Annotated in this window: 12 protein-coding genes; 10 read left to right on the top strand and 2 right to left on the bottom strand. The window is 58.2% G+C overall.

The genetic code is table 11. The annotated features are described in order from the left end of the window. Positions 1–12: 12 nt before the first annotated feature. Positions 13–1,431 (bottom strand): dihydrolipoyl dehydrogenase family protein, encoded by a 1,419-nt coding sequence (locus LCM21_RS19865; RefSeq protein ID WP_224892123.1) that lies wholly within the window; start codon positions 1,429–1,431, stop codon positions 13–15. A gap of 4 nt (positions 1,432–1,435) precedes the next feature. Continuing rightward, a complete protein-coding gene (locus tag LCM21_RS19860; RefSeq protein ID WP_224892122.1) occupies positions 1,436–2,167 on the bottom strand; it encodes a TVP38/TMEM64 family protein in 732 nt (243 codons plus the stop codon). Between the two features lie 295 nt (positions 2,168–2,462). On the opposite strand from LCM21_RS19860, the gene rpmH reads away from it, so the two are divergent. From rpmH to argB, 10 genes are all read left to right on the top strand, one after another. Further along, positions 2,463–2,597 (top strand): 50S ribosomal protein L34, encoded by a 135-nt coding sequence (gene rpmH, locus LCM21_RS19855; RefSeq protein WP_005980833.1) that lies wholly within the window; start codon positions 2,463–2,465, stop codon positions 2,595–2,597. A 25-nt stretch (positions 2,598–2,622) separates the two neighbouring features. Then, complete coding sequence (rnpA, locus tag LCM21_RS19850) at positions 2,623–3,048, top strand: ribonuclease P protein component (RefSeq protein WP_224892121.1); 426 nt, start codon at positions 2,623–2,625, stop codon at positions 3,046–3,048. Beyond that, a complete protein-coding gene (yidD, locus tag LCM21_RS19845) occupies positions 3,045–3,284 on the top strand; it encodes a membrane protein insertion efficiency factor YidD (protein WP_224892120.1) in 240 nt (79 codons plus the stop codon). Before rnpA ends, yidD begins: the two co-directional genes overlap by 4 nt. A 67-nt stretch (positions 3,285–3,351) precedes the next feature. Next, positions 3,352–4,968 carry an acyl-CoA dehydrogenase family protein gene (locus LCM21_RS19840; protein ID WP_224892119.1) on the top strand — a complete coding sequence of 539 codons (1,617 nt, stop codon included), beginning with the start codon at positions 3,352–3,354 and terminating at the stop codon, positions 4,966–4,968. 43 nt (positions 4,969–5,011) lie between these two features. Continuing rightward, on the top strand, positions 5,012–5,905 hold the full coding sequence (gene ttcA, locus LCM21_RS19835) for a tRNA 2-thiocytidine(32) synthetase TtcA (RefSeq protein WP_224892118.1): 894 nt from the start codon (positions 5,012–5,014) through the stop codon (positions 5,903–5,905). A gap of 71 nt (positions 5,906–5,976) precedes the next feature. Beyond that, on the top strand, positions 5,977–7,521 hold the full coding sequence (locus LCM21_RS19830) for a putative bifunctional diguanylate cyclase/phosphodiesterase (protein ID WP_224892117.1): 1,545 nt from the start codon (positions 5,977–5,979) through the stop codon (positions 7,519–7,521). Between the two features lie 123 nt (positions 7,522–7,644). Next, on the top strand, positions 7,645–9,474 hold the full coding sequence (gene yidC, locus LCM21_RS19825) for a membrane protein insertase YidC (protein ID WP_224892116.1): 1,830 nt from the start codon (positions 7,645–7,647) through the stop codon (positions 9,472–9,474). After that, positions 9,471–10,208: an MOSC domain-containing protein gene (locus LCM21_RS19820; protein ID WP_224892115.1), complete on the top strand. Its 738-nt coding sequence runs from the start codon at positions 9,471–9,473 to the stop codon at positions 10,206–10,208. Before yidC ends, LCM21_RS19820 begins: the two co-directional genes overlap by 4 nt. Then, positions 10,205–10,858 (top strand): ribosome biogenesis GTP-binding protein YihA/YsxC, encoded by a 654-nt coding sequence (gene yihA / locus LCM21_RS19815; protein WP_068340699.1) that lies wholly within the window; start codon positions 10,205–10,207, stop codon positions 10,856–10,858. The genes LCM21_RS19820 and yihA overlap by 4 nt, the downstream gene beginning before the upstream one ends. A 247-nt stretch (positions 10,859–11,105) precedes the next feature. After that, complete coding sequence (gene argB, locus LCM21_RS19810; protein WP_068340700.1) at positions 11,106–11,969, top strand: acetylglutamate kinase; 864 nt, start codon at positions 11,106–11,108, stop codon at positions 11,967–11,969. Positions 11,970–11,988: the final 19 nt, after the last annotated feature.

Raw genomic sequence — 11,988 nt, 5'->3', positions numbered from 1 at the left:
CCCCCTTTCCGATCAGGGCATCCAGCGTTGGATAAACCCGACCACGCGTTTAACTGTCTGATTCTCAAACAGCCTTGGCGTGAAATAGGCTCCCGCGACGCGTTTGTTAAGCTCTCCGATCGTTGGATAGGGCGAAACCATTGCGGCGATCTGCCCCATTTTGAGGTTATTTGCCAAAGCCAACGACCACAAGTTGATCAACTCTCCGGCCTGATGGCCCACAATCGTGGCACCCACCGGGCGGCCCTTTATGACCATGACCTTGATAAAACCTTTAGTCTTGCGCTCCGAGATCGCGCGGTCGTTGTGGTGATAGTCAAAGCGCGCAATCTCGACCTTGTCGCCATGTTGGTCACGGGCCAGTGCTTCGGTCAGTCCGACCTGCGCCAGTTCCGGGTCGGTATAGGTGGCCCATGGAATATGCGCCGTTTTGACCTTTGACGGCAGGCCAAACAGGGCCGAGCGGATGATGACTCCGGCGTGATAGCCCGCCACATGGGTGAATTGCACGCCACCCGCGACATCTCCGATAGCATAGACTTTCGGGTTCGTGGAGCGCAGCGACGCATCAACCTTTATTCCGGTGCGGGTTGGTTCGATCCCTGCGACCTCAAGATTCAAGCGGTCGATGTTGGCCTTGCGCCCTGCCGCCAGCAACAGATGTGAACCCGAAAATACTTCTCCGTTCTCGGTCACAACTTCAATCACGCCCTTGTTGTCGCGGATCTGTGCGACCGTCGCATTTTCATGAATGGCCACGCCCTCGGCACGAAGAGTATCCAGCACAACAGCAGCTGCCTCGGGGTCGTCCTTGCCCAGCGCTTGCTGGCCTTCAATCACGGTCACGTCACATCCAAGACGGATATGCGCCTGTGCCATTTCCATGCCGATTGGACCACCACCGATAATCAAAAGGTGCTCAGGCCTTTCGCGCAGATCAAAGATCGTCTCATTGGTGAAGTATGGAACCTGCTCCAGCCCCGGAATCGGCGGCACCAAAGGCGAGGATCCCGTGGCAATGACAATCCTGCGTGCCGTAATCAGTTGATCACCAGCCTGTACCTGTGTTCGGGAGACAAAGCTGCCATACTCACGGATCACCGTGACACCGAACCCCTCAAACCGTTCCTGGCTGTCCATCGGCTCAATCTGGGCGATCACGTCATGAACGTGATCTTTAGCGGCCGCATAATCCACCTGCGGGACAACATCTGCAACGCCAAGTGCAGAGGCGTTCGCCTGACCATGGGCCGCTTTGCCACTGGCGATCAATGCCTTGGACGGCACACAGCCGAAGTTCAGGCAATCGCCGCCCATCTTGTGACCTTCCAGCAGGACGACCTTCGCGCCCATCTGGCTGGCACCTGCGGCCACGGACAAACCGCCCGACCCAGCCCCGATCACCAGGATATCCGTTTTCAGTTCTTTCATGAAATCAGACGTCCTTTTTGCCGCGCAGAGTTTTGATGACAATCGGTAACGCGGCCAGCGCACACAGACCCAGAATGGGACCAATTACAAACGGCTCCCACAACAGCGAGACATCCGGTGTTTCGCCCCGGTCGAACACGCCACCCAACCCCACACCGATCCAGGTGTAGACGATGCCACCAGGAATAATGCCCAGCGCCGTGGTGATCAGAAAGTTGCGGAACTTCACGCCAACCAGCGCCGGCACAAGGTTGGCCACGAAAAATGGCACAACGGGAACAAGGCGCAACAGAAACAGAACCGGGATTTCGTTCTCACGCAGGCCGTCCTTGAGTTTCTTGATCGTACCCTCCGAGGATTCCAGCCGTGCTGTCAGCGTTTCACCCAAGCCCCAACGCGCCGCCAAAAAGATTGCAGACGCACCTATCGTGGCGGCGAAAACGTTGAAGACGGTCCCTGAAAACAAGCCGAACAGGAACCCGCCGGTCATCGAGGCCACGGCCGCGCCTGGCAGCGAAAAGGCGACAATCAGGATGTAGACAGAGACGAAACCAGCGGCCAGCAACCAAAAATGCGTATCACGCCAAACCAACAGCGCCTCGCGGTTGTCGCGCAGCGTCTCAAAGGTCAGGTAATCGCCAAGCGTGAAAAAGCCCACCGTGGCAACGGTGAGAATCACCAGCAAAGGAATGTGTCGCGCAAGCCCGCTGCGTCGGGCCTGGGTAATATCGCTCATGGAACTGTCCGGTTTTTTGCGTTTCATTAGAACACAACATGCGACGTCGAGGGGCCAAGCAACAGGGACTTCACGCCGCCTTGATGTCTGCGACCCTTAAAGTGACGGTATTGAGCCCTAAACCCCACGTTTTGAAACCTTTTGCGGGGTGTGGTTACAGAATTGTTGCAAAAGGCGCCAAAACCCCCACCTAGGGGTTTGACTTAGCCCCCGCTACCCAGTAGAGGACGGGCTTCGAACACCACGGGCAGGCGAATCCGCGCTGCACCCGACCGCATAGATTGGAGACGGAGCGATGAAACGCACCTATCAGCCTTCGAACCTGGTTCGCAAACGCCGCCACGGTTTCCGTGCACGCATGGCCACCAAGGCCGGCCGCAAAATCCTGAATGCACGCCGCGCCCGCGGTCGTAAATCGCTGAGCGCGTAAACCGCCCACCGATCAGGTTATGAACATGACGCCGCCGGAGGCCCCTGTGGATGGTAAAAACCAGCCCGGGGATATGCCCCCGGCGGCGTCCGTTTGCGCACCCGAACCCTTGACTGTGCTCAGGAAACGGTCTGATTTCCTGAAAGCCGCGCGCGCGTGCAGACAGGGCACATCCTCGATGATGGTACAGGCCCGCAAACGTGCGCCCGATGAGGCGAACGGAATTCGCGTTGGCTTCACCTGTTCCAAAAAGGTTGGAAATGCAGTCGCCCGCAACCGCGCCAAGCGCAGGCTGCGCGAGGCCGCGCGGGCTGTTCTGCCCGTCAACGGCCAGGACGGGTGGGATTACGTACTGATTGGCCGGGCCGAGGTAACCGCCACACGTCCGTTCGACCTGATGCTTGCAGATTTGCGATATGCCCTGCGTAAAATCCACGGTGCCGGAACATGACTCTGCTTGCACGTGTTTTTGCCCTGCCAGTGCGGGCGTATCGGTTGGTGTTCAGCCCTTGGGTCGGCTTCAATTGCCGGTATCAGCCCACATGCTCAGCCTATGCACTGGAGGCGTTAGAGAAACACGGCGCCGTAAAAGGCGCGTGGCTGGCCGCCCGGCGGATCGGGCGCTGCCATCCTTGGGGTGGTGATGGGTACGACCCGGTTCCGGATCGCAAAGACGATCCTGCGTGACCCCTAGTCAGGCTTGACCGGCGGCACCCTCCGCTGAACACTTGGACCCGAACTGCCCGAGGTCCTGATGACATCTGACGTGCGCCACTCTCTGCCCACCCATGACGTTCTGAACCAACCACCTGCACGCGGGGATCAGGACCTGTGGGCCACAGACCCGGTGCTGCAAGCGAATGTTGGATTGGCCGGGGGACGCACTGACCCGCTGATTTCTTACGCACAAACTATTGGTCAAGCTGAGGTGCGAGAGCTTGGCCGCGAAGCCAACCGTCATCCGCCAGAGCTGAAACAATTCGATCCCGGTGGTCGGCGATTGGACGAGGTGCAGTTTCACCCCGCCTATCATCACATGATGCGCCTGTCCCGATCCGCAGGCTACGCCACCCTGCCGTGGGACGGAGAGCCGGGCGGCCATGCGACCCACGCGGCCATGGTCTACATCGCCAGCCAGATCGAACCCGGCCATTGTTGCCCGCTGACCATGACCTACGCCGCGATCCCCACAATCGCCGCCCATAGTGATATAGCGTCGGCTTGGCACCCAAAGCTGATGTCGCCCCAGTATGATCCCGCGACAAAGCCCATCGGTGAAAAGACCGGCGCTACTTTGGGAATGGCAATGACCGAAAAACAGGGCGGGTCGGACGTGCGCGCGAATACAACGCGCGCCCTGAGGGATGGCGATCACTGGAGGTTGCGCGGGCATAAGTGGTTCTGTTCGGCCCCGATGTCGGACGGCTTCCTGACATTGGCGCAAGCTCGGGGGGGATTGACCTGTTTCCTCGTCCCCCGGTGGTTGGAGGGTGAGCGCAACGCAATCCATCTAATGCGCCTGAAAGACAAGCTGGGCAACAAATCCAACGCTTCGGCGGAAATCGAATATCACGACGCATTGGCTTACCAAATGGGCGAGGAAGGCGCAGGGGTCCGTACCATCCTGGAAATGGTGCATCACACGCGGCTTGACACGGCAATGGCTCCGGCTGGCCTGATGCGCGCCGCTCTGTCCGAGGCGCATCACTGGGTGACGCATCGGACCGCCTTCCAACGCCGGTTGCTGGACCAGCCCCTTATGCGTGCGGTTCTGGCTGACTTGGTGCTGGATTGGGAGGGTGCTCTGACGCTGGGGATGCGCGTGGCGCGGTCTTTCGATGGCCATACCGCCGAAGACCGAGCTTTCGCCCGGATTAGTGTTGCGCTGGCTAAGTTTCTGAACACAAAACGCTGCCCTGTGGTTGTAGCAGAAGCTTTGGAGGTGTTGGGCGGCATGGGGTATGTCGAGGACACGCCCCTGCCTCTTCTTTACAGAGAGGCTCCGCTGAACGGAATATGGGAAGGGTCAGGCAACGTGATCTGCCTTGATATCCTTCGAACCCTGTCGCGCGAGCCTTTGGCCGCGGAAGTGCTGGGGGCCGAGCTGAATGCCGCAAAGGGCGCAGATCGCGCATATGACGCCGCGCTGAGGGCGCATCGTGAGCGCTGGCCTGCCCTTCCGGCTGAGGCCGAGGCGCGCTGGTTCGCTGAACGCACTGCTTTGTTGCTAACCGCCTCTCAACTTCTGCAAAACGGCCCTGACGCGGTCGCAGATGGTTTCATCGCCACCCGCCTTTCAGGCCACAGCGGGCGCATTCCCGGATCGGTGGCCGGGCTGGACACGGACGCTCTGCTAGGGCGGTTAGGCTAACGCCACACTTGCCCGGTCGCACCAACTGCTGTAGGGGCTGCGCATGTTTGACGACGCTGACGATATCCACCCGCTTTTTGCTGGCGCGCCCTCGACCACCGAGTTCAAGAAGCTGCGCAAACGCATCATACGCCAGACCCGCGAAGCCATCGAGCATTACGGCATGGTGGACCCGTCCGCCCACGAAAAAGATGGCAAACCACCCCGCTGGCTGGTCTGCCTGTCCGGTGGCAAAGACAGCTACACCCTGCTTGCGGTCCTCTACGAACTGAAGTGGCGCGGACTACTGCCTGTCGACCTGCTGGCCTGCAACCTGGACCAGGGCCAGCCCGGATTTCCGGCAACCGTCCTGCCCGAGTTCCTGGAACGCATGAATGTGCCGCACCGGATCGAATACCAGGACACCTATTCCGTAGTTGTAGACAAGGTTCCGCAGGGCCGCACCTATTGCGCGCTGTGCTCACGTCTGCGCCGAGGCAATCTGTACCGTGTCGCACGTGAAGAGGGGTGCTCGGCCGTGGTACTTGGTCACCATCGCGATGACATCCTCGAGACCTTTTTCATGAACCTGTTCCATGGCGGGCGTTTGGCAACGATGCCGCCAAAACTGGTAAACGAAGAAGGCGATCTGTTCGTGTTCCGCCCACTGGCCCATGTAGCCGAGGCCGATTGCGAGAAATTCGCCATTTCGATGAATTATCCGATCATCCCTTGCGATCTTTGCGGCAGCCAGGATGGGCTGCAACGCCAGCAGGTCAAACAAATACTGGATCAGTGGGAAAAGAACAGCCCCGGTCGGCGGCAGGTGATGTTCCGGGCGCTCACCAACGCACGGCCCTCGCACCTGCTGGATCCGAAACTGTTCGACTTTGCCAATCTGGCGCTAAACCCATGCAAAAGAGACGAAAATTCGGGCGAAATTCCCCAGCTGCGTTAACGTCTCGCTCAGATTGGTTTTCTACGGTGGCTACAGACGTTCTATGCCCAACGTAAAGGCCCGGAAAACCGATGTGGAAACATATCAAGCTCGAACGCTATATCACTGCGCTTGCTTCCATGCTTAACAGCCCCGCCGCGTTGGCGTTTCTGCCCGCCATAAGCCTTGCGGCGTTTTGGCTGGGGGGCGAACGGGCGCTGGTGGTCGTTGCGCTTGGCCTACCGCTGATTTGTATTGGTGCTGCTGCGTTTGACTCTAGGACCAGCAAGCAGAAAAAGCGCCCCCGCCTTATGGGTGGATTGTTGGCCATCGACAGTTTTGCCGCCGAGTTGGAAGGTTTTTTTGATACCGCAACGTCCAGCGGATCAGAGTCAGCCTGCGTCCTTGTTGCGCTGGACGATTATTCTGACTTTCTGGACCACCACGGAAACTCAGCCGCAAATCACCTGGCCGATCAATTCAGTAGCCGCATTCTTACCGTTATCCGCTCGCAAGACGTAGCCACCAGGCTGGAGCCCAACAAGATTGCAATCGGTTTGCACCCCTCTCACAGCTTGGACCTTGAAGCCTGCATCCAGATGGCCGGGCGCATTCAGGCCGTTGTGGAAGAGCCTTTTGCGCTGAACGGCGCTGGAGTTTACGCATCTTGTTCGATCGGATTTTGCCTTGTGTCCAGCGTGGCCGGGGACCGGTACGAAGAATGGATCGACGCTGCCTCAGCCGCTTTAAGCGAGGCACAACGCAACGGGCCTTCGACCATTCGTGCATTTTCAAGCGAAACGCAGCGTAGGTCGCGTCTGCGGGCCAATCTGCGCAGAGAGTTAGAGGCGGCACTGGACAATGGTGAAATCCGTCCGTGGTTTCAACCTCAGGTCTCAACCGATACCGGGCAAGTCACGGGGTTTGAGGCGCTGGCACGCTGGGAACACCCGCAAAAGGGAATTTTAGGGCCTCAGGTTTTCCTACCTTTTGCTGAGCAGGCCGAACTTATGGTAAAATTCGGCCAGACGATGCGGCGCCATGCCTTTGCCGCCATGCGCGATTGGGACCGTGCAGGGATTGCAATTCCAAGAATTGGCGTGAATTTTTCATCAGACGAGTTGCGCGATCCTGCGCTGATAGATCGTCTGAAATGGGAATTGGACCAGAATGACCTGACGCCGGATCGGCTGGCTGTTGAGATCTTGGAAACCGTTTTTTCCCGCAGGCCAGACGATGTAATCACGCGTAATGTGACTGGTATGGCCAAGCTTGGGTGCTGCATTGATCTGGACGACTTTGGCACAGGGCATGCGTCGATCGCGTCGATCAAGCGCTTTGACGTCAGGCGCATCAAAATTGACCGATCCTTTGTTGCAAAAGCGGATCGCGACGCCAGCCAGCAACAACTTGTCAGCGCCATCCTGACGATGGCTGAGCGGTTGAACGTAGAAACGCTGGCCGAAGGGGTCGAGACCCGCGGTGAGCACGCCTTGATGGCGCAATTGGGCTGCAACCATGTTCAGGGCTTCGGCATTGGCAAGCCAATGCCGTTCGAGAACACATTTGGCTGGATTGTGGAGTATCAAAGCAAGATCACCGCAATGCCAAGGATTGAGCGAAAGACTGGCCATTAATCGTGAATTTAAGGCATAGAAACGCAAACCGTGACGAAATGTCGGGCGAATTCGCTTGACCTTTGGGCCTGCACTCTGTTGAACCCACCGAGTGTGTTTCACTGCTTAAGGTGGCTGTCCCCGATGGACGATCAGAACAAGAATCTTATCCTTGCAACCGCGCTCAGCTTTCTCGTGATCCTTGTTTGGTTCGTGCTGTTCCCCCCTCCGGAACCAACACCCACACCCAACGAGACCGAGATTGCCACAGTTGAGGGCAATGAGGTTCAAACACCCAGCGCCGCGGGCACTGGCACTGTTGGTGAGGCGACGACTGCCACCGAAGAGACCCTGCCCGATGAGCAGGCCCCGCGCGTTGAGATCGACACCCCCCGTCTGAAAGGCAGCCTGTCGCTGTCGGGTGGCCGGATCGATGAGCTGTTCCTGAAAGACTACAAGGTTTCCATCGACGATGGCGCACCAATTGTTGAGCTGCTGTATCCGGTCGGTTCGGAATCGGCCTATTACGCCCTCTACGGCTGGGCACCTGGTGCTGGTGTTGGTGGCGCGGACGTACCCGGCCCAAACACGCTGTGGACCGTGGAAGAGGGTGAAGCGCTGAGCGTCGACACGCCAATCACCCTGAGATGGGACAACGAAAAGGGTTTGACCTTCCGCCGCATGATCTCGGTGGATGAAGATTATATGTTTACGGTCACTCAATCGGTCGAAAACAACTCGGCGACCGAGGTCGGCATGGCACCTTACGGCATCCTCGCCCGCCACGGCATCGGTGAAGATGGGGACCTGCCCGGTCTGAAAAACTTCTTCATTCTGCATGAAGGCGTGATCGGCATGGCGGATGGCACCTTGACTGAGATCGACTATGGCGATGTGCGAGATTTCGATATCGACCCGAATGAGCGTGCGCAGGCCGAGGTGTTCCAGATCAAAGAGGATGGGTGGATCGGTTTCACCGACCACTTCTGGATGACCACGCTGATCCCCGAGCCGGGAACCGCATTCAAGGCAGCCGCAAAGTTTGACCCGCGTCGGAATATCTATCAGACCGAAACCGTTCTGCCGACCCTGACCGTCGCTCCTGGTGCCACGGAAGAGGTCACTACGCAGCTATTCGCCGGAGCCAAAGAATGGCAGACCATCCGCGAATATCAGGCACAAGGTGTGTACAAGTTCATCGACAGCATCGACTGGGGCTGGTTCTTCTTCCTGACCAAGCCGATCTTCTGGCTGCTGCACAACATCAATGTTCTGATCGGCAATATGGGCTGGTCCATCATCGGCCTGACGCTGATTATCAAGGCGATTCTGTTCCCGCTGGCGTTCAAATCCTACGTCTCGATGGCGAAGATGAAAGAGCTCCAACCGCAGATGGAGGCCCTGAAAGAGGCCGCTGGCGATGATCGTCAGAAGATGCAACAAGGCATGATGGAACTGTACAAAAAGGAGAAAGTGAACCCGGCTGCGGGCTGTCTGCCGATCCTTCTGCAGATTCCGATCTTCTTCTCACTGTACAAGGTGATCTTTGTCACGATCGAACTGCGTCAGGCGCCTTGGTTCGGGCCATTCCAGGACCTGAGCGCACCCGACCCGACCTCGATCATGAATTTCTTTGGGCTGCTACCCTGGGCTGGTCCGCAACCTGAAAGCCTGATGGCGCTGATCTTCATTGGTATCCTGCCGCTGTTGCTGGGCATTTCGATGTGGCTTCAGCAAAAGCTGAACCCGGCACCAACCGACGCGACGCAGGCAATGATCTTTGCGTGGATGCCGTGGGTGTTCATGTTCATGCTGGGCGGCTTTGCCAGCGGATTGGTGGTATACTGGATCGCGAACAACACCATAACGTTCACCCAGCAATACCTGATCATGCGCAGCCAGGGCTACAAGCCGGACGTGTTTGGCAACATCAAGTCCAGCTTCAAGCGGTCGTCAAAAGCGGATGATAAATGACGGGTGAGGTAACCCAAATTTGGCGGCACCCGATTAAAAGCCATGGTCGCGAGGCCGTGAAAACCGTAAACATGATTTCCGGGCAAACGATGCCCGGAGATCGTGTTTGGGCCGTCGCGCATGAGGCATCCACGGCAGACGGTTCGGACTGGGCCCCGTGCGCCAATTTCAGTCGTTGCGCGAAGGCACCGCAGTTGATGGCGATCTCGGCAAGCGTGGACGGAGAACGAGTGACACTGTCTCACCCGGATCGTCCGGATTTGACGTTTGCCCCTGACAGTCAGCCACAAGTTTTTCTGGAGTGGGTCAAACCCTTGATGCCGGCAGACCGGGCAGCCTCGGCCCGGATTATTCGAGTGCCGGGACGCGGGATGACCGACAGCGATTTCCCTTCGATCAGCCTGTGCAATATGGCGTCTCACCGGGCGGTTGGACAAAAACTGGAACAGGACCTATCGATCCATCGCTGGCGCGGCAATATCTGGATTGACGGAATGCCCCTGTGGGAGGAGTTCGACTGGCTAGGGCGCGACGTTCGGATCGGAAAGGCAATATTCCGAGTGCGCGAACGTATCACCCGCTGCCTGGCAACAACTGCCAACCCGGATACCGGCCAACGCGATGCCGACACCCTTGGTGCCCTTGAAACGTGGGGGCATCAGGATTTTGGCGTTTATGCCGAAGTAGTCAAAGGCGGCGAAATCTCGGTTGGTGACAAGGTACAGATTATATGAGCACCCTTCCCTTTCCGCTAGCATCTGAGCCCGACGACATGGAATTGGAGCGCGGGCGCAAATTGTTCGCGGGCCCGTCCGAGTTCATCAAAGGCGTGGTCGCAATGGACGGCCTGCCTGCGCCAGACAGATTAGAAGTGTGCTTTGCAGGCCGGTCAAACGTGGGTAAATCCAGCCTGATCAACGCACTGACGGGCACAAAGGGGTTGGCGCGTGCCTCGAACACACCGGGCCGCACGCAGGAAATCAACTTTTTCACCCAAGGCCCCGAGCTTTATCTGGTCGACCTGCCCGGCTATGGGTATGCCAACGCGCCGGTGAAGGTGGTGGAGAAATGGCAGCGGTTGCTGAAACAGTACCTGAGCGGCCGTCAGACCCTGCGCCGGGCCTTTGTCCTGATCGACTCGCGCCACGGGGTTAAGCCGGTCGACGCCGAAATCATGAAACTGCTGGATACCAGCGCTGTTACTTTCCAATGCGTGATGACCAAGGCCGACAAGGTCAAGGCCAAGGACCGTGAAAAGGTACTGGACCAGGTGCGTGGTGCGCTGTCGAAACATCCCGCCGCTTTTCCGGAAATCGTGCTTACCTCATCCGAAAAAGGTGACGGAATACCGATCCTTCGTTCGATCATCGCACATCTGGAATAACCCTGCCGTTTTACCTATTGCCCCTGTTGGCGTTGCGGGCCTGCCCGCTGGTAGGTTTGATCTTGCTGGCGGTGGGGGTGATTGACCTACTACCGCTCAGCAAGATCCCGGTCGTGAAACGCACGAAAAGCTGACCGAGCCCTGGCTGCGCATGCAAAACGGCCCGTTCTCTGCCGTTGTTTCCGCTATCCGGTCTTGGCACCACCCCGCAAAGGCCCTAACACGGGAGCCCAGAGGGACAGCAGCCATGAAGACAAGAGAAATGAACCGGGACTGGATCGCCACCGCCGCCACCTTGAACAGCGCTTTGCCATATCTTCAGCGCTATGATGGGGCGATTGTCGTCATCAAGCTGGGCGGTCACGCCATGGGCAGCGACGAAGCGATGGAAAGCTTTGCTCGTGACGTGGTTCTGATGCGCCAGGTGGGTGTCAACCCAGTGATCGTGCATGGCGGCGGGCCGATGATCAACGCGATGCTGAGCCAGTTGAATATCCAGTCCGAATTCGTAAACGGCAAACGCGTCACAGACAGGGCCACTGTCGAAGTGGTTGAGATGGTACTGTCCGGCCTTGTCAACAAACGCATCGTTCAGGCAATCAACAGACAGGGCGGCACGGCGGTGGGCCTGTCGGGCAAGGACGCGAACCTGATCATCTGCGATCAGGCTGATCCTTCCCTGGGTTTCGTCGGCGCACCGTCCGAGATGAACCCGAAGATCCTGCAAGATCTGTTCGCGCATGATGTAATCCCGGTAATCGCCCCCCTCGGTGCAGGTAAGAATGGTGAGACCTTCAACATCAACGGCGATACCGCTGCTGGTGCCATCGCGTCCGCGCTCAAAGCAGACCGGCTGCTTTTGCTGACGGATGTTTCGGGCGTGAAGAACGCAGGTGGCGAGGTCGTGACCGAGCTTAAGGCGGGTCAGATTCGTGAAATGACGATGGACGGCACGATCGCAGGTGGCATGATCCCAAAGACGGAAACGGCGCTGGACGCGCTGCACAGCGGTGTTCGCGCTGTGGTCATTCTGGACGGGCGCGCACCAAACGCTGTACTGTTAGAGCTGTTTACCGAACACGGCGCCGGTTCGCTGATCCGGCCAGACTAATCAACGCAGCGGAGGAGAC

Origin of the sequence: Ruegeria profundi (assembly GCF_020171505.1) — a bacterium.
Classification (GTDB): domain Bacteria; phylum Pseudomonadota; class Alphaproteobacteria; order Rhodobacterales; family Rhodobacteraceae; genus Ruegeria; species Ruegeria profundi.
Note: the sequence above shows the minus strand (reverse complement) of the source record. Positions and strands in the feature narration are given on the sequence as shown.